13 protein-coding genes and 1 pseudogene are annotated in these 18,619 nt (G+C 65.1%); 7 read left to right on the plus strand and 7 right to left on the minus strand.

Annotation, left to right across the window (positions count from 1 at the left end; all coding sequences use genetic code 11):
- Positions 1-226: 226 nt before the first annotated feature.
- Complete coding sequence (locus XpruCFBP8353_RS02360) at positions 227-2,068, plus strand: glycoside hydrolase family 35 protein (protein WP_101361754.1); 1,842 nt, start codon at positions 227-229, stop codon at positions 2,066-2,068.
- 49 nt (positions 2,069-2,117) lie between these two features.
- On the opposite strand, the gene xopK is transcribed toward XpruCFBP8353_RS02360, so the two are convergent.
- A complete protein-coding gene (gene xopK / locus XpruCFBP8353_RS02365; protein ID WP_279327687.1) occupies positions 2,118-4,775 on the minus strand; it encodes a type III secretion system effector XopK in 2,658 nt (885 codons plus the stop codon).
- Between the two features lie 507 nt (positions 4,776-5,282).
- Here xopK and XpruCFBP8353_RS02370 point away from each other — a divergent pair.
- Entirely contained in the window at positions 5,283-5,483 is a 201-nt protein-coding gene (locus tag XpruCFBP8353_RS02370; protein WP_101361755.1) for a hypothetical protein, read from the plus strand.
- A gap of 57 nt (positions 5,484-5,540) precedes the next feature.
- Here the strand turns inward: XpruCFBP8353_RS02370 and XpruCFBP8353_RS02375 are convergent, their stop codons facing one another.
- A complete protein-coding gene (locus XpruCFBP8353_RS02375) occupies positions 5,541-5,870 on the minus strand; it encodes a RebB family R body protein (protein ID WP_101361756.1) in 330 nt (109 codons plus the stop codon).
- 462 nt (positions 5,871-6,332) lie between these two features.
- On the opposite strand from XpruCFBP8353_RS02375, the gene XpruCFBP8353_RS02380 reads away from it, so the two are divergent.
- Complete coding sequence (locus XpruCFBP8353_RS02380; protein WP_101361757.1) at positions 6,333-7,493, plus strand: sialidase family protein; 1,161 nt, start codon at positions 6,333-6,335, stop codon at positions 7,491-7,493.
- Between the two features lie 355 nt (positions 7,494-7,848).
- Positions 7,849-9,564, plus strand: a complete 1,716-nt coding sequence (xopL, locus tag XpruCFBP8353_RS02385; protein WP_101361758.1) for a type III secretion system leucine-rich repeat domain-containing effector XopL — start codon at positions 7,849-7,851, stop codon at positions 9,562-9,564.
- Positions 9,565-9,667: 103 nt separating this feature from the next.
- Here the strand turns inward: xopL and XpruCFBP8353_RS02390 are convergent, their stop codons facing one another.
- Together XpruCFBP8353_RS02390 and XpruCFBP8353_RS02395 are read right to left on the minus strand one after the other, a co-directional pair.
- Entirely contained in the window at positions 9,668-10,399 is a 732-nt protein-coding gene (locus tag XpruCFBP8353_RS02390) for a copper homeostasis protein CutC (protein ID WP_101361759.1), read from the minus strand.
- Positions 10,396-11,460: a N(4)-(beta-N-acetylglucosaminyl)-L-asparaginase gene (locus XpruCFBP8353_RS02395; RefSeq protein ID WP_101361760.1), complete on the minus strand. Its 1,065-nt coding sequence runs from the start codon at positions 11,458-11,460 to the stop codon at positions 10,396-10,398. The genes XpruCFBP8353_RS02390 and XpruCFBP8353_RS02395 overlap by 4 nt, the downstream gene beginning before the upstream one ends.
- Positions 11,461-12,250: 790 nt before the next feature.
- Here XpruCFBP8353_RS02395 and XpruCFBP8353_RS02405 point away from each other — a divergent pair.
- From XpruCFBP8353_RS02405 to XpruCFBP8353_RS24600, 3 genes are read left to right on the plus strand one after another with little or no spacing between them, the layout of a single operon-like run.
- Positions 12,251-13,756, plus strand: coding sequence for a vWA domain-containing protein (locus tag XpruCFBP8353_RS02405; protein WP_407071302.1), 1,506 nt, complete (start codon positions 12,251-12,253; stop codon positions 13,754-13,756).
- Between the two features lie 29 nt (positions 13,757-13,785).
- The gene (locus XpruCFBP8353_RS02410) at positions 13,786-14,358 is read left to right on the plus strand and encodes a sigma-70 family RNA polymerase sigma factor (RefSeq protein WP_101361762.1); all 573 of its coding nucleotides are present in this window, start codon (positions 13,786-13,788) and stop codon (positions 14,356-14,358) included.
- A complete protein-coding gene (locus XpruCFBP8353_RS24600) occupies positions 14,355-16,082 on the plus strand; it encodes a hypothetical protein (protein ID WP_407071304.1) in 1,728 nt (575 codons plus the stop codon). Before XpruCFBP8353_RS02410 ends, XpruCFBP8353_RS24600 begins: the two co-directional genes overlap by 4 nt.
- On the opposite strand, the pseudogene XpruCFBP8353_RS02420 reads toward XpruCFBP8353_RS24600, so the two are convergent.
- The 3 genes and pseudogenes from XpruCFBP8353_RS02420 to XpruCFBP8353_RS02430 all read right to left on the minus strand — a co-directional run bounded on the left by XpruCFBP8353_RS02420 (position 16,050) and on the right by XpruCFBP8353_RS02430 (position 18,618).
- Positions 16,050-16,672 (minus strand): annotated as a pseudogene (locus XpruCFBP8353_RS02420) (GNAT family N-acetyltransferase). The gene XpruCFBP8353_RS24600 and the pseudogene XpruCFBP8353_RS02420 sit on opposite strands and share 33 nt — an antisense overlap.
- 248 nt (positions 16,673-16,920) lie before the next feature.
- The gene (locus tag XpruCFBP8353_RS02425; RefSeq protein ID WP_101361764.1) at positions 16,921-17,397 is read right to left on the minus strand and encodes a chemotaxis protein CheW; all 477 of its coding nucleotides are present in this window, start codon (positions 17,395-17,397) and stop codon (positions 16,921-16,923) included.
- A gap of 33 nt (positions 17,398-17,430) precedes the next feature.
- Positions 17,431-18,618, minus strand: coding sequence for a chemotaxis protein CheB (locus XpruCFBP8353_RS02430; protein WP_101361765.1), 1,188 nt, complete (start codon positions 18,616-18,618; stop codon positions 17,431-17,433).
- Position 18,619: the final 1 nt, after the last annotated feature.

Genomic DNA, 18,619 nt, shown 5'->3' on the forward strand with positions numbered 1-18,619 from the left:
CATAGCCGAGGCAATCCGGCCCCGCGCAAGCACGAACCTTGCGCCTTGCGCCGCCAGCAGACGGGCCTTGCCACTGCGTCTCACGCACGCAGTTCTTGCTCACTCCCCTTCTCCCGCAAGCGGGAGGAGGGGCTCTAAGGGTGGATGAGGGAACACATCAACGCCGATCCACCCAAAGCCTCATCCGCCGCCATCACCCGTCATTCGTTACCGCCGAGAATCGTCAATGCTGCGCACCACCCTTGCACCGCTCGTCCTGGCCCTTGCGTTCGCACTTCCCGTCGCCGCTGCAGCCGCAGACACCGAACGCTGGCCGAGCGTCGGCACGCAGGGCACGCAATTCGTGCGCGATGGCAAGCCCTATCAACTGCTTTCCGGCGCCATCCATTTCCAGCGCATTCCGCGCGCTTACTGGAAAGACCGCCTGCAAAAAGCACGTGCGCTGGGCTTGAACACGGTAGAAACCTACGTGTTCTGGAACCTGGTCGAACCGCAACAAGGCCAGTTCGATTTTTCCGGTAACAACGATGTGGCCGCGTTCGTGCGCGAAGCCGCCGCGCAAGGGCTCAACGTGATCCTGCGGCCGGGCCCTTACGCCTGCGCCGAGTGGGAAGCCGGCGGGTATCCGGCCTGGTTGTTCGGCAAGGACAACATCCGCGTGCGCAGCCGCGACCCGCGCTTTCTCGCCGCCAGCCAGGCGTATCTGGATGCGGTGGCCAAACAGGTGCAGCCGCTGCTCAACCACAACGGCGGGCCCATCATCGCCGTGCAGGTGGAGAACGAATACGGCTCCTACGCCGACGACCATGCCTACATGGCCGACAACCGGGCCATGTACGTCAAGGCCGGCTTCGACAAGGCCTTGCTGTTCACCTCCGATGGCGCCGACATGCTCGCCAACGGCACCTTGCCCGACACCTTGGCGGTGGTGAATTTCGCCCCCGGCGAAGCCAAGAGCGCATTCGACAAACTGATCAAGTTCCGCCCCGAGCAACCACGTATGGTCGGCGAATACTGGGCCGGCTGGTTCGACCATTGGGGCAAGCCGCATGCCGCCACCGATGCCAAACAACAGGCCGAAGAGTTCGAGTGGATCCTGCGCCAGGGCCACTCCGCCAATCTCTACATGTTCATCGGCGGCACCAGTTTCGGCTTCATGAATGGCGCCAATTTCCAGAACACTCCCAGCGATCACTACGCACCGCAAACCACCAGCTACGATTACGACGCCATCCTCGACGAAGCCGGCCGCCCCACACCCAAGTTCGCGTTGATGCGCGATGCCATCGCCCGCGTCACCGGCGTGCAGCCGCCTGCATTACCGGCGCCGATCGCGACCACCACGCTGCCAGACACGCCGTTGCGCGAATCGGCCTCGCTCTGGGACAACCTGCCCGCGCCGATCGCCATCGACACCCCGCAGCCGATGGAGCGGTTCGGCCAGGATTACGGCTACATCCTCTACCGCACCACCGTCACCGGCCCGCGCAAGGGCCCGCTGTATCTGGGCGACGTGCGCGATGTGGCCCGGGTGTACGTGGATCAAAAACCGGTCGGCAGCGTTGAACGGCGTTTGCAGCAGGTGTCCCTCGATGTGGATATTCCTGCAGGTCAGCACACCCTGGATGTCTTGGTCGAAAACAGCGGCCGCATCAACTACGGCCCGCGCATGGCTGACGGCCGCGCCGGCTTGGTCGACCCGGTATTGCTGGACAACCAGCGACTCACCGGCTGGCAGGCCTTCCCGCTGCCGATGCGCGCGCCCGACAGCATCCGCGGCTGGACCCGCAAGGCCGTGCAGGGCCCGGCTTTCCATCGCGGCACCCTGCGTATCGGCACGCCCACCGACACCTACCTGGACATGCACGCCTTCGGCAAAGGCGTTGCCTGGGCCAACGGCGTCAACCTCGGCCGCCACTGGAACATCGGCCCGCAGACCGCGCTGTATTTCCCCGCGCCGTTCCAGCGCAAGGGCGAGAACACCGTGGTGGTGTTCGACCTGGACGATGTCGCCACCCCGAGCGTGCGCGGCCTGAAGCAGCAGGTGTGGCTCAAGCCGAAGGAGTGAGTCTCACAAGGCGGCTGCTGCACACTGGTGCTCGCTCGCACAGCCGCCATCAGGTCGTGGACGCAGGGGCTGCGGCCGCAGCGTGCTCGCGGATGCGTGCTGCCTGAACCTCGGTCGCCAGCAGCGTGCCGCGCATATGGGTCGTGTGCTGCCGGGCCTGTTTCATACAGAACCGGGCGAAACCTGCAATGCCTTCTTGCGGCACGATCGCATTCGAGGTCAGCAACCGGATCAGGCGCTGCTGCAAACCGGGCATCCTGGCGGATGCGCGCGCCTGGCTTCGCACATCGGGGGCTGCCAGCTCCTCCGCGGCCATCTCCAATTCCTGGAGCATCAGGCTGACGGCTCGCCGCTGAGTGTCGTCGCGCGTGCGCGCTTGGTGCAATTGCGTCAGCAGACGTTCCGGCGCCCGATCGACGGTCGCAATCGGCGTTTCGACATGAGCCCCCTGATCATCGTGCACGTCGGGCTGCGGAAGGTCCGCCTGCGCGCTGAGCTTGGCGTCGAGATACTTCTTCTGCAGCTCTAGGCAGCATTGCATGTAGGCGATCTGTGACTTCACCGAGCCAGGCGTTTGCAGCCACTGCGCAAGCGCGGTTTCGGTCAGCACCGCGCTGTGCTTGGCATGACTGCGCATCGCCTTGCCTCGAGCCTCCTGCGGCTTACCGGTCAGTACCGCGCGCCCATAGTTCGCTGCCGCGCGCAGGGCTGCATTGACGCGCCGACTCAACGGCGCCGCATGTGCCGCTCGACCCGAGCCCTTGCTCTGATCTGTCGAGCGCGGCTTGGCCGGATGTAATTTCTGCAGGTCGTCGGCACCGCTCTGCAAAAACGCGTCCAACGCCTTTTCCTGCCCGTCGATGCAGGCGTAAAGCGCGCTCCGCAACTCGAAACCATGTTGGGGAGCAGCGTTATCTGCTTCTCTTGCGCTCGACCTGTCGGCAGTCGAAGCGGCCAGTCCCGGCATTGCCGGTTGAGCATCGCGTGCGGCACAGACGCCTTGGCGATGCTTCGGCTCCAGGTCGGGATCAGCTTCAACAACGATATCGTCTTCACTGCTCCCCGCTGCGTCCTCCGCCACTGGCGTCAGTGCAACGTCCACCGCTGTTGGCTGCAAACGGTCGGCGGGGTCGGGCGCTTCCTGGGCTGCGGCACTCTCCGCTTCGCGTGCAGGCAATAGATCCGCCACCGCCAGTAGCGCGCGATCGACGCCGGGCATGTCCTCGGTCTCGTACCTGCGATAGCGCTTCTGCTTGCCGTGTGCCAACAGGAACTGATGGCTGCCGACCCCCATCGTTGCCGCACCGAGCAGACCTGCGCCGATGATCAGGCCGGTGCCCACCGGTGCAGCCACCGTGGCGCCGGCAACGACGGCCGCGCTGACACCGACTTTGGTCAACGTACTGGCGGTGTAGGTGATTCCACCCACAACAAAGCGCTTGTTCCACTGATTGAAACTCTGCGAGAAGCGGTCGTACTTGCTCAACTTGGTGCTCACAAAGTGCTGGTAGCGCTGTGCGCCAGGACTGAGTTCGCTAGCTTCGAGGTCTTGCAGGAAGCGCTCGACCCTGCCGACATCCACGGCAACACGCGTCCTTTCCCGACGCGACTGGTGCAGGAAGGTGCCCCCCAACGCGGTGGCCGCCACGCTTGCCAACGGCGCGAGCACGAAGGTGCCGGCGATGCCCGCCGCAGAAGCCGCACCTGCGGCAGCGGCGCTGTGGCCGACCAGGCCCGCCGCATTTGCGCTCTTGCTGGCGATTGCCAGTCCGCCCTGGATGCCGAGTTCGCTCGCCGCCTTGGTGAAGATCACCCCGGCCGAGGCCATGGAGGTCGCAGCAATGGCACCGTCCCGCGCATTTCGCCGCTGCAGGTAGGCGTTGGTCTCGATCGCCTCGCCCAGTGCATGCGCGTGCGCATTTGCAGCGTCTGCCGACGCTCCCGTGTCCAATGCAGGTTGTAATGCCGCTCGCTCCGAACGCAAGCGGCGTTCACGCTGCCGCAAGTGCGTGCGCTGCTCGGCAACTTCACGGGTTTCCTTGTACGCGGCATAGACCGCAAGACTCGACAGCGGCAGCATCGCGCCACTGATGCCCAGGCTCATCGCCAGATCGAATGCGCCTGCCGGGGCGCCTTCCTCGGCGAGGGCGTGCAGGATGCCTTCCTTCGCTGCATGCCCAACCGCTTGCGGATCCGCCGGATGCCCGGCGCCGGCGTGCGGCGCTTGGTGTCCCTCCGGCGTCGGCGCAAGCGGGGCATGGGCAGCGTGCGGCTGTGCGGGCTGCGGTGGGTGTGGCAGGTGGTGGCCATCCGGTGCCGCTGCATGCTCGGCCGGTGGGTGCGCGGGCGGATGCGCTGACTCCCCGGCTTCGGCGGAGTGCTCGGGTTCACCGCGGCGGGGAATGTCGTTGATCAATTCGGCCGTTTTGTCCGCGGTTCCGTGCAAGGGGTCGGCCACGTACTTGGCGACCACGAAGACGTCATAGGCGGTCTCCGCTTCGGCAACTCGGGCATTGGCATCTCCGTGGTGCGCTCGTCGCTCGCTCTCATCGCGGTGTGTGCGTCTGGGCAGCGGCCGCGGCTGCAGCACGTTCAACCCCAGTGGCCAACCCTGTCGATCTTGCGGCGATTCCGCTGCAGGCGGCGTTTCAACGGCCGCACAATTGCGTGTGACAAGATGCTGTGCAGTGGAACGCTGGACACGCATGAGCAAACTCCAACCGGTGCGAAGCGGCGATGGTGCGCCTGTCCTCTGCGTCCGATCTTGCTGCGACGAATACGCGATTCCGTAAACGAACTCGCCGGCCCGGCCACGCGTGGTGCGATTTATCCCAGATAAAGCCGGCCGTTGGGTGCCTCCATGCCAGATCGGCAAGATGCAAGACGCCGCATGGATGGCCCAGCGGAGCTGGCACTGCGCCACGAAGCGCAAGCACTGCGATCCGGCCCTTGAACCGCCGCGTTGTTGCAAGACGCCCCATCGCCTTCGGCCCTATTGCCGCAATCCAAAATAACCGCCGGAGCAGATTTCTCCCGATGGCGCTTTAGACCTGGCCGCAGCCGCCGTTATCAGAACGTCCGGTGCCGCTGCACCGCCCGCATACCGCCGAGGTATCGGACGGCACAGATTCCAGGCAATATCACCGGCTGACTCCGTTACGGATGCGCTTGCTTGCAACGTAGACGGCTTGATTGCAGGTTCCAGGAGCGTTGCATGTCGTCGTCTACCGTTGCACAAGAGTCCGTCCCCGCAGGTCCGGAGCACACCCAACACGCCTTTGCAGAGCACATCCACAGCAAGCCCATGGGCAGTGCCGAGGCCGCACACCTGATGACGTTCCTGTGCCAGACCGAAGCGGCCAAGAAGCCACAGACGCTGCTGCCGCCGCAAGCGCGCGACGACAACGCCGCCTGAGCGAGGCGTCAGCGCTAGCGCGCGTGGCGACAGCCGTGACGCTGTCGCCACAGGCAGTTACTTCGCAGTGTCGAACGACTTGAGCACGGTGAGCAGACTATTCGGATTGTCTGCGGCACCGCCTTGCACAACGTTCTCGACATCTGCCGCGCAAGTGCGCGTATCGACACCGTAGGTCTGCATCACGCCCTGATTGGTGGCCGCCTGCGCCAAGGTATTTTGCTGCTGCTGTGCAGAGAGCGCATTCTGGAACAGGATGCCGCCCGAATGGGCCACGCTCTGGTAAATCGAACTCATCGCAAACGCTGGCGCTTGGCCAATGATCTTGACGTTGGTCTGCGTGACGGCATCGGTGATCTGCGGATCGACTGTGGTTGGGAAAGCCATCAATGCACTCCTGAGTGAACGGATGCACGCGGTCTGCGTCGTGCCGGCCAATCGGCGCTAACAACTCATCGCGGTTGTTTCCCCGCAGCGCCGCGCCGACAGCCACCACACCACCGCCCCTGTGCCATCCCGATAGCGGCGGGCGTGCGCGTCACTCGCTCCTCGCGTTGCCACTCTTCGGTGCGCGTAGCGGCATCAGTGCGATCGTGCACGCGGGCGCAATGCTGCTGAGCAATCTGCTGCAGTGAAGGCCGTCCCTAGGCAGCGCGCTTGGCGATGGCCGTGCGCACCAGTCGCCGGGGTCAGGCTGGTGCAGGCCAGCCCGTACAACCGGGAAGCAAGCAGCCGCACCGCCTTGCGTCGGGCAATGCAGTTCGACCAAGCCGCCTCGACGGACAGGGCACCTAGTATTTCATAGATAATAAATAGGTCTTTTTACCGCCCGCACAGGACTGGACCACGATGCTTCCGCCACGCCTGCTGAGCCACCTCGTTGCAAGCCTTGTTGCGAGCCTGGGTGCGTTTGCTGCACAGGCGCAATCGCCTGAATTGCCGGTCTCGCCGATCGTGCTCAGCGAGTTCATCGCCGACCCGGCCCCGACACCTCAAGCACACGCGTCAACGCTGCTGGAAACGCGCGACGGTCACCTGCTGGCCGCCTGGTTCGGCGGCGCGCACGAGGGTGCGGCCGATGTCGGTATCTGGCTGAGTCAGCGCGGCTCACAACAGTGGCAGATACCGCGTCGCATCGCCGATGGCGCACATGCGGGAACCGATGGCGCTGCGGTGCCGGCATGGAATCCGGTGTTGTTTCAATCGGCCACCGGGCCGGTGCAGCTGTACTACAAGCTCGGACCCAATCCGCGCCAATGGTGGGGGCTACGCAGCGTCTCCACGGATGATGGCGCGCACTGGTCGCCACCGCAGCGCTTGCCCGACGGCATTCTCGGGCCGATCAAGAACAAACCGGTGCAGTTACCCAACGGCCGCATCCTGGCGCCAAGCAGTAGCGAAGACCGCGGCTGGCGCGCGCACCTGGAATGGAGCGACGACGACGGCGCGCACTGGCAGCGCGGCATGCCGTTCAACGATGCAAACGTGATCGGCGCGATCCAGCCCAGCCTGCTGCTGTATCCGGATGGACGCCTGCAGGCGCTCGGCCGCAGCCAGCAGAACAAACTCTTCAGCACGTTCTCCAGCGACGGCGGCCTGCATTGGCAGCCGATGCGATTGCTGGATGTAGAAAACCCCAACTCCGGCACCGACGCAGTGATGCTGCGCGATGGCCGCGCCCTGCTTGTCTACAACCCCGGCATCGCCGGCAAGCAGTGGTGGGATGGTCGCGGTACGCTTGCGGTGGCGCTATCGACCGATGGCGTGCATTGGCAGCGCGTACTCACCCTGGAAAACAGCGAAAAAGACGAGTTCTCCTATCCGGCGGTGATCCAGACCCGCGATGGTCTGGTGCACATCAGCTACACCTGGAAGCGCCGACGGATCAAGCATGTGGTGCTCGATCCCACGCGGTTCGGCGCGTGCAGCCCCTGCCAGGCGCCCGCCCCCGCAACGCTGTCTGAGCGCTGCACAACGGCATGCAGCCACGCTGGCAATCCTTCGTCATGATGACGATGGCTTCGCTCCTCGGGATTCGCCAGTCGCGTTGCATGCCGATCATCGTCATTGAGCGACAGCCAAGACGAGGAACGCGATGCGACGCGTCGATCAACCACGCCTGCCGGACACGCCTGTAGGACAGCCGGAGCAGAATGCGTCCAGTGCAGATGCGCCCGCGCGCACTGTCCCACCTGCACACCCCGTACCCGAGCGCCCTACCGGCATGCTCGGCGGCCTGACCAGATATGTGCCTGGTCACCGGTCTGGGCGTCCGCCAGCAACGCCTGCCGCTGCCGAGACCTCTCGCCGGCCAGCCACATCCGCTCGGCCTCTTGCCTACGGCGGACCCGGCAGCGCCGCGCGGATGAACGAGGCGGCTGGAACTCCTTCGCAGACGCTGCAATTGCCACAGCTCAGCGACATAGAGCGCTCTCGCTTTCACTCCGTCACGACCGATTCGCAGGCCTTGCGGCCGGTGCGCCCCCGCGTGCCATCGACCGTGGGCGCTTCACCATTACGGCGCTCTACAGCGCTTACCCCGTACCGTGACGTCCTGTCGCAATGGCGACGACACTACAGCGCAGATCGCAATCGCTGGCACAGCGCGTGGCGCCAGGCCAACAGCAACAACCCGGAGGTCGAGACACGAACAGACCGGGCGCTGAAGGCAACAGCCGACATGCTGGAGGACGCGACGCTACCGGAGCGGGTAGCGGTGGAGCTGCGCTCAGTTCCCCTTCCGCGATTTCCCGACCAGGCATTCCGTCTGTCTCATCTGCAGCACATGACGATCGACGCGGCGGGGTTGATGGAGCTCCCGGACACCATGCAGCAATTTGGGGGCCTGGAAACACTGACGCTTGCACGCAACCCGCTTCGCTCGCTCCCCCCATCCATCGCAAGCCTCAGTCGATTACGCGAGCTCTCCATCCTCGCCTGCCCGGAATTGACGGAACTTCCCGAACGCCTGGCGAGCACCAATGCCTCCGGCGAGCACGAGGGCTTGGTCAACCTGCGGAGACTGCAGTTGGTGCAGACCGGGATCACATCGCTTCCGGCTTCCATCACCAGCCTGCAAAATCTGAAAACCCTACAGATACGCAACTCCCCGCTGTCCGCCCTTGGCCCGGCCATCCATCGACTGCCAAAGCTGGAGGAGCTTGATTTGCAGGGCTGCACAGCGCTGCGCACCTATCCGCCGATTTTCGGCGGCAGTGCGCCATTGAAGCGACTGAATCTGAAAGACTGCAGCAACCTGCTCACGCTGCCGCTGGACATTCACCGCCTGACGCAGCTCGAAGAACTCGATCTGCGAGGCTGCGTCAATCTCTCCAGACTGCCCTCGTTGATCGCCCAATTACCTGCCAGTTGCATCATCCTGGTGCCGCCGCATCTACAAGCGCAACTGGACCAATATCGTCCGCCTGCGCGCCCCGCCGAACCAGAGCGAACTGGCCCGACCGCTCCAGGTCTCTCGCCCCCTGTTCCCGGCAATCGAGCCAGGGCATCCTCTTCGGGGACCACCACCGAACTGCTTCCTGCGCTTGCGCTCGAACGCATCGAAGACACCGCACAGACCATGCTGAGCACTGTCATTGATGAGGAAAGAAATCCCTTTCTGGAAGGTGCCCCCTCCTATCTTCCAGAAAAGCGCCCGCCCGACACTCCAACCACCTTCGGCCAGATTCCGGTATTGCAGAAAATGCTGGAAGAAAGCAGGGATCGCCATTTCCTGAAACGGGTGAGCGACATGGCAGGCCCATCCCCCAGAGTCGAAGACCCGAGCGAGGAAGGCCTCAGCCGCCACTACACGAACGTCAGCAACTGGAAGGCGCAGAAGAGCGCCCACCTGGGCATCGTCGATCATCTGGGGCAGTTCGTTTATCACCAAGGAAGCCAGCTCGACGCAGCGACGCTGGCAAAGGCGGTCCAGATGTGGAAGACCCGGGAGCTGATCGTCAACGCACACCCGCAAGACCGCGCACGCTTCCCCGCTTTCACGCTGCACATTCCCGAGCAAGTCAGCGATGACTCCGATGACGAACGGCAAGCAAGCTCGGAACCTTCACGCCTTCAGTAGATGGCAAACGCGCCATGCGCAGCGGCCAGCCGAGCATCGCCGTGATCGTGCTTTAGCAAGTCAGGCAGCGCCTACGCTGTCCGAGCGACCCATTGCGCACGTTTCACGCTTGCTGCAACGCGTCCACCATCCGTTGTACCCGCACGATATCGGTCCGCTGGTAGTCCCCGCCCAGATCGCGGATATACGGGTGCGGCGAAGTCACCTGGGCGGCGATCATGCCGCGCGCCGAGGCATGAAATTCGTGGGCGCCGGTGTGCTGCCGGACGGTGCGGATGTTGTGCTCGGAAAGCCCGGCACCGGGCATGATGCCGATGCGCCCGCCTGCCTGCCGCACCAACGCGGCGATGATGTCGACCCCCTCCAGCGCACTCGCACGTGCGCCCGAGGTCAGCACCCGCTCACAGCCCAGCGCGATTGCATCTTCCAGCACCAGTGACGGGTCGGCACTGACATCGATCGCCCGATGAAACGTCACCCCCAACGACCCCGCTGCTTCGATCAACACACGCATCGTCGGCAGATCGACCTGCCCATGCCGGTCCAGCGCGCCCAGCACTACCCCATTGCAGCCAAGCCGCACGCACTGCTCCACATCGCGGCGCATCACCTCGACCTCGGCAGCGTCGAACACGAAGTCGCCCACGCGTGGACGAATCAGCACATAGAGCGGAATCCGCAGACGCTCGCGCACCACTGCCAATGTGCCGAACGACGGCGTCAGTCCGCCGCCATCCAGCCCGCCACACAGCTCCACGCGCATCGCGCCGCCTGCTTGCGCGGCCAACGCCGAGGCCACCGAATCGGCGGCCACTTCCAACCCCAATGCGCTCATGCTGCCGGCTCGCTGGTGTAATGGCTCTCACCAGGCACCAACAGATCCTGCCGCTGCGCGTCGCACACCGCGTAACTGAAGCCCTTCTGGATCGCGAACGCACCCACTTCGCCACGCTTGTTCATCGCCAGGAACCCGACCTGCAATGTGCGCGTCAGCTCTGGCTTGCGACGGATCAGCCGCATCACCACCTCTCGGCACGCATCGGCGGGCGACTTGCCCTGCCGCATCATTTCCACCACCGCAAAGCTACCGACATTCCGGATCACTTCTTCGCCAACACCGGTCGAGGTTGCGCCGCCTACTTCGTTATCTACGTACAAGCCCGCCCCGATGATCGGGCTGTCGCCCACGCGCCCGTGCATTTTCCACGCCATGCCGCTGGTGGTGCATGCACCGGACAGATTGCCGTGCGTATCCAGCGCCAGCATGCCGATGGTGTCGTGATTGTCCTTACCACCAGGCAACTTGGCATCACGCCAGGCACGGTTTTCGACGTTGGCTTCCGGCGAATATTTGGAGGTCTTCAACCACTGCTTCCAGGCCGCTTCCGAGCTTGGGGTCAGCAGCTTGGTCTTCGGAAAGCCCTGCTCCAACGCAAACTGCCGCGCGCCATCGCCGACCAACATCACGTGCGGCGTCTTCTCCATCACCGCGCGCGCCACCGAAATGGCATGCACCACATCTTCCAGCGCTGCCACCGCGCCGCAATTGCCCAGGTGATCCATGATGCAGGCGTCCAGCGTCACCCGCCCGTCGCGGTCCGGATAACCACCCAGGCCAACAGTGGGATTGGTCGGATCCGCTTCCGGTACGCGCACACCCGCTTCCACGGCATCGAGCGCGATACCACCGCCGCTGAGAATCTTCCACGCCTCCTGATTGGCGGCAATACCGAAATCCCAGGTGGAAATCACCCGCGCCGCACCCCGCGGCAGCGCCGTCTGCCGCACGCCCGGCGTGGCGCCCACCGCGGCTTGCGCACGTGCGCCCCAGCCGGCCAGGCCGGAGGCGATCGCGCCCAGCGTGGCGCTCTTGAGAAAGTGACGACGTTGAATCATGTGGGCAACTCCATGATGGAAACGAGTGAACGCGCAATGCGGCACCAGCCTTCCATCATGCGGCAGCGTCGCGTGCGGATAAACCTTCTTGCGGCGTTGTCGCATGCGGATCCGTGCACAACCGTCGCTTGGCTGGGCCAATCCTGTCCCGGCCGCTGTGTGTCCGATGCATGGATCGAGCTGGCGGCGGCCAACCAAAAGCACCATGCGCAGCCGCGCTGGATCAGGGGATGAGGCAGCCACGGCCGTCCTCTTGTTCGCACCCTCTCCGGCGCCCCCCCCTTTCTCCCGGTGGGAGAAGGGACTGCACGCGAGACGGTTTGGAGCGAGAGATCGGCGGCGTTGCCGCAACCACGCATGGTCGGCAAAAAAATTTCCTTCCGGTTTAACCCCATTCGCTGCGCTGGCCCGTTTCACTGACAGAGGCGCAGTGCACGGCGACCTCGGGCTGTTCGGTTGTTCATCCATCCCATCTTCGCCACGCAAAGGATTTCCCATGTCCCGTCGCAGCCTCATTGCGCTCGCCTTGTTGCTGAGCGCCTGCTCGCACGAACCCACTGCATCGCCCGACGAGCCGTCACCCACCGAATCCCCGCCAGAACCCGCGCAACCGCAGCAACCTGACCAGACCACCCAGCTCCCGGAAACCAAGCCGCAGGCTCAGCGCGCAGTCGCTGCCCCCGCGCATACATTGGAGCCGCCATCGGCGCCTAGCCCACCGCCGCCCCCCATCGAGGCGATGCCAGCGCCGATCAGCGCCGATAGCCTGTCACGTCAGGCACCAGCGGCCATGTTGATGGGGCATCGCCCGGTGCTCGATCACCGGATGCCGATGCCACCGCTGATCCCCGCACCTGCCGAAGACCGGGAGCGCTATCAGCACATCGACGACAACGCCATCGTGCAGGCCGCGCAGCACCCCATCTCGACCTTCAGCATCGATGTCGACACCGGTAGCTACAGCAATGTGCGGCGCTTCCTCAGCGCAGGCAGCCTGCCGCCGGTGGATGCGGTGCGCGTCGAAGAATTGATCAACTACTTCCGCTACGACGATCCGGCGCCCACCAATGGAAAACCGTTCGCCGTGCGCACCGAACTGGCGACCACGCCCTGGAATCACGACAGCCTGCTGCTGCGCGTGGGCATCGCCGGCCGCGACATCGCCACCGCCGAGCTGCCGCCTGCCAACCTGGTCTTTCTGGTTGACGTCTCCGGCTCGATGGACGCGCCGGACAAGCTGCCGCTGCTGCAGTCCTCGCTCAAACTGCTGGTGCGTCAGCTGCGCAAACAAGATCGCATCACCCTGGTGACCTACGCCGGCAACACTGCGGTCGTGCTGCCCCCCACGCCGGGCGATCAGCAGGGGCGTATCGTCGAAGCGATCGACGCCTTGCAATCGGGCGGGTCCACCGCTGGCGCCAGCGGGATCGAGCTCGCCTACAAAGCCGCGCAGCAAGGGTATCTACGTGGCGGCATCAACCGCATCCTGCTCGCCACCGATGGCGACTTCAATGTCGGCGTCACCAACTTCGATCAGCTCAAGGGCATGGTGGCCGAAAAGCGCCGCTCCGGCGTCGCACTGTCCACCCTCGGTTTCGGCACTGGCAACTACAACGACACGCTGATGGAGCAATTGGCCGATGCCGGCGACGGCGCGTACGCCTACATCGATACGCCGCTGGAAGCACGCAAGGTGCTCACGCACGAGCTAGGCGCAACGCTTGCCACCATTGCGCGCGACGTCAAGATCCAGGTGGAATTCAATCCGCAAACCGTCAAGGAATACCGCTTGATCGGCTACGAAAACCGTGCGCTGCGCGACGAGGACTTCAATAACGATCAGGTCGATGCAGGCGACATCGGCGCCGGTCATACCGTCACCGCCTTGTACGAAATCACCCCCGTCAACGGCAACGCATCGGTCGACCCGCTGCGCTATGCCAGCGCTGCCCAGCGTCAGCCGGCGCGCGCCCTCTCCGGCGAGCTGGCGCACGTCAAACTGCGCTACAAACTGCCCGATGCACAGCGCAGCCAGCTGCTGGATACCGTGGTCCGCAGCAGTCAACGTAAGGCACTGAATGCCACCAGCGATGCCTTCCGTTTTTCTGCTGCGGTGGCCGGTTTCGGGCAGCGTCTGCGTGGCGGCAACCAGCTGCGGGGCTGGGATTATCCGCAGGTGCGTGCCCTGGCCGCCAACAGCCTGGGCGACGACCGCTTCGGCTATCGCGCCGACTTCCTGCAACTGGTGCAGCAGGCCGACGCACTGAGCACCCGGCCGCTCGCCAATACCGACTGATGCGCGCGGCGCTTGCCTATACTGAGCGCATGCACCCTGCCGATCTTGCGCATCTTCCCGACGAGGAGCTCATGCTCCTCGTCGCCAATGGCTTTGTCGAACAACCGGCAACCGAGCTATTCAAGCGGCATAACCGCGCCTTGTTCAACTTCCTGGCTTGGTTGTGCGAAGGTAATCTGAGCGAGGCCGAAGACCTTGCGCAGAAAACCTGGGTCAAGCTGATGACCCGCTGCAGCGACTATCGTCCCGGGCAAGCCGCGTTCACCAGCTTCCTGTACCAGATCGGCCGCAATGCCTGGCTCGACACCCGCCGCAGCGCGTATCACACCACCTCGGTGGCGCTGGACGATGCGCATCTGCAACTGCCCGATGATGATGTGAGCGCCGAACAACTGGCCATGCTCGGCCAGCAACAACATCGCGTGCGTGCCGCACTGATGGCGCTGCCGGATGCGCAGCGCGAAGTGGTGGTGTTGCGCTTCTTCGCCGAGCTCGGTATCGAAGAGATCGCGCATGTGATCGGCGAAGGCTTCGAAACGGTCAAGAGCCGGCTGCGCTACGCCTTCGCAAAGTTGCGCATGAGCCTGGAGGCCGCGCCGTGAGCACGCCCTTCGATCGTTTTGTCGCCGGCCGCGATGGCCTTGCCGCACTGCTGCGCGCGCTGCCGCGGCACACCCCGCCAACGTCGATGGACACCTGGTTTGCGCACGCCGCGCAGCACGCCGACGCCGAACGCAACGCAGCGAACGCAATGCCCGACACGCTGCAGTTCGAAACACCGGCCACGATGGCCGGCATGTTCGCTGCCGCGGCCGCGCAAGCCGAACACGCCCAAGCGGCACGACGCGCGGCCGTGCAGGCACGTCTTGCGCGGGGCGACACTGCCGACCACACCCTGGGCGCGCCAGTGAGCGAGGCAGCACGCAGCTGGATTGCGCAACAGACGCGTAGCGGTGCCGATGAGATGCCGGTGGCCTCTGGTGCAGCGGACATGGCAGAGAGTTCTGACGTTGAATCGGCGCCTGGAGCTCTAGCTGCACCGCCGTCTGTTGGCACGTCTGCAGTGGCGCAGCTCTCGTCGCACACAGGTACTGATGGGTCTTCGAATCAGGATTCGAGTTCGAGTCCGGGTTCTGCTGCTTCAACTTCGCCATCGGCTTCAAAGCCGGCATCGGTATCGTCAACGCCATCCGCTGGACCCGCCACATCCACCAGCAACGCAGTGCCCGCCCGACGTGGTGCCCGACGTCGGCGCTGGATGCCACCCCTGGCGCTCGCTGCTTCGGTCACGCTGGTCGTTGGCGTCGGCCTGCAATGGCAGGCCGGTCGACCTGTGCCGGATGCACCCACACCGGCTGCCACTGTCCCTGCGACGGCCGAGTCAGAAACGATTTCCGCTCACCGCGCTGCGGAAGACGGAGCAGATCGCGCCTCAGAAGGCAGCTCGCATGGTCCCGTATTACCTGCACCGGCACCCGCCGACGAACCCGCTTCCGCAGCGCAGGTGGAGGGGCAGCCAGCATCGCCACTGCCGGAACTAGCGCCAGTTGCCATGCCGGCCCCGGCCAGCGCGCCACTGCCTGCACGTGTGGTGCGGCCGCCTGCCTCCACGCCACCAGCAGAGATGATGCCTGCCCTGCCGGCAACGGTGTCGGAGCCGGCGCAAGACGATGCGCAACCACCGATGGCAGCGCCGCCCCCACCTGTACCCATCGCCGCGAGCAATGACGATGTGCAGGCAACTGGCGCGCTGGAAGCACGTACGGACAGCAACGCGCCCACCCCATTACCACCCAAGCGTGCACCAGCGCCGACGCCGGTGCTGTCACTAGAGCAGTCGGTGCGCCTCGAGCGCTCGGCAGCCAACCCGACTGCGACGAGCGAAATTCCGATATCACGTGCCGCGCCGCTTGCTGCGCCAGCGGGTGCACCTGTCCTGCGACGGGAGCGGCAGCTCAGCAAACCGCAGCCTGAAGCATCTCGTGCAAGCTCGTCGCCGCAAGCGGCTGGCAACACGGCGACACAACAGGCGCCGCCGCCGCGCGATGAAGACACGCGCGGCAAGATACACCGCACTGCCTCGTTGAAGCTCTCCACACCGCCACGCGAGTGGCTGATGGGCTACGCGGCGTCTGGGGTCACACAGCCACCGGACACAATCCGGATCATGGCTGCCACGCCGGATGCAGTGGTGGTGCAAACCTGGGTGGCGCGGTTGCGCGATCAACTCAAACAACGCGGCTGGCCAACGCAGATCGAGCTTGCGCAAGACAGCAATCTAGCCGCCGATGAATTACGGCTCAAGCTCTCCGGCGCTGCGCCCTAAGCCGGCCCACCATCCACCGTGCCTTCGCCAGGGGGATCGTCCTCGCGCAACCGACTGGTCAGCACATGGTCGCGCCAGTGGCCGTTCAACTGCAGATAGCGCCGAGCATGGCCTTCGATCTGAAAGCCAAGCCGCTGCAGCACACGCGCACTGCGCAGATTTTCCGGCACGTATTGCGCCATCACCCGATGCAGGCCAAGCGGGCCGAAGGCGAATGCAATTCCTTGCGTGGCTGCCCAGTGGATCAAGCCACGCCCCTGCTGCGCTGCGTCCAGGCCGTAGCCCATGTGGCAGGCCTGGAATGCGCCGCGCTGGATCTGGGTGAACCCGGTGGTGCCGATCACCTGCTCGCCCTGCAGCAACACCAATTGCAATTCACGCTCGCCAGGCACTGCGCTGCGGTATGCGATACACAGGCGGCGCCAACCGTCGGCGGTGTAGAACGCAGGCGGCCGCAGCGGCATGGCATCAGCCAGGTGTGCGCGATTACGCGTGTGGTAGTCGGCCATTGCAGCCGGGTCGACAATGGCTAGATCGCATAGCACCACGCCGTCGGCGTGCCGGACCGGCGCAAATACCGCAAGACTCATGGCCGCCGCGCTCTCAACATGCCCGCCTCGCACATGCGCATCGTCTCGCTGCAACGTGCATCGGCCTGATGCATAGAGATCACGCTCCGCAAGCCATCCCCGAAACGCAGTGCCTCATCCGGTGCGTGAGCTAGAGCACCCGCCTGCAACCAACCGCGTCATCACCGATCACGCAATGCAACGCGCATCTGCTGCACTGTGCGACGGCGCTCGCCTGTCGGCGAGCGCCGTGGGTGCACCAACCGCGTTCAGGCAGCAGCGGCCGCGAACACCTGACTGACTTGCGCTTCGATGGCGTCCAGGTTCGGCAACAGGGCGCTTTGCTCGCCCAGCAGCACGCGCATGTGTACGCCATCGGGCAGCGCGTCTTCCGATGCGTCGGCCAGCAGGCCATCGCGCGGCACCGAAATCAGTTGCGGGAACGAGGCGGTCAGCAGCGCGAAATACGGCAACGCCGGATTGCCGCCCAACGCCTTCAACACGATCACCTTGTTGTTGACCGCGGTGGGCTCTTCGCCCATGCCGCTGAGGCGTGCGAACGACAGCAGCGGCACTTTCCAGCCGTACCAGTCGATACGGCCGACCACCCAACGCGGCATGTCGGGTAGCGGTTCGACCGCCACACGCGACATCACCTCGGCCACCGTCGCGTTCGGCAGCAGCACGCGCTCGCTGCCGGCCTGGATCAGGACGCCGCGGATTTCGTCATTGTTGGCGTAGCTCATCGCATGATTCCGATTCGAAAGGGAGCGCCCGGCCTATGCCGGCCAACGCTGTGCCAGCGCCTGCGCCAGCTGCGCGGGATCGCCGGTCAGAATGCCTTGCCGCGCCAGACGCGCTGCAGCGGCGGGGTCGTAACAGCCGTCGGTGGATTGCCCTGCCAACCAGGCACCCTGCTCGGCCAATGCCAGCGACGCTTCCACCAGCGCCTCGTTGGCACCGCTGAGCATCAGCACCGCACTGTCGGCCGGCGGCAGTGCAGCGATCAGGCCAGCCGGGTCGGCCGGCGCCACGAGCGCCAGCGCGCCGGCGTGCTGTTGCACACCGACCTCGTCGGAGAGCACATACACCTTGCCCGGAGCGACCACCTGCCCTGCCTCACCCAATTCGACCGGTAGCGCAGACACGCGCCCCATCTGCCGCACCAGGTTGCCGTACTGGCCGCCATCCAGGGTCATGCGTACCAGCACGGCGCGCGGAAATTCCGGCGGCAATGCGGCCAGCAGACGGCGGATCGCATCCGGCCCACCGATGCCGGCCATCACCAGCACTGCGCCGGTGACGCTGCCGCTGTGCTCCAGATCCACCAGCGACAATCCGCCGGTCGACAGCGCAGACACATCCGCTTCGGCACGCGGGCGCACCACCACGGTCACTTCGTCCACCAGGCCCCAGGTGCTGGAGTCGCCCAGGGTCAGACCCGGCTTTTCCGCAGTCGCTGGCGCAGCGCCATGCGTGGATGCACGCGCAAACAAGGCATCGCTGGGCACGCTTTCGAACGCATGCGCGGCGGCTTCCAGGTGTTGATCCAACTGCAGGTCCGAATGCTGCCGCGAGGCAAGCGCCAAACCCGGCTCCGGCTGCAGCGACGGTTCGCTTTCGGTACCCGGCGGCAACACATCGGCGTGGCCGTGCAGTTTTGCGGCCAGATGGCGCACCCAACGCTGCGCTTCCCAGCCTTCGCGCCGCACGGTCAGCTCGGCCTCGTCGAAGATCACCGTGACGCCAGGCATGTTGAAAGCCGGCTCCAGCGCTTCGAGCGCGTCTTCGATCGACGGTTCGAGTGACACCAGTATCGCCACCGGCTCTGCGTCGCGGAGCATCTGCACATCGACCGCCGATGGCTCGTCTTCCAGCACCACCTGCGCACCGGCCAGGCCGAGTGCTTCGCGCAGGCGCTCACGCGCCTGACCGGGACGACCCAGCAAAGCAACCGGAGTTCCCATT

This window comes from Xanthomonas prunicola (assembly GCF_002846205.1).
GTDB classification, from domain to species: Bacteria; Pseudomonadota; Gammaproteobacteria; order Xanthomonadales; family Xanthomonadaceae; genus Xanthomonas; species Xanthomonas prunicola.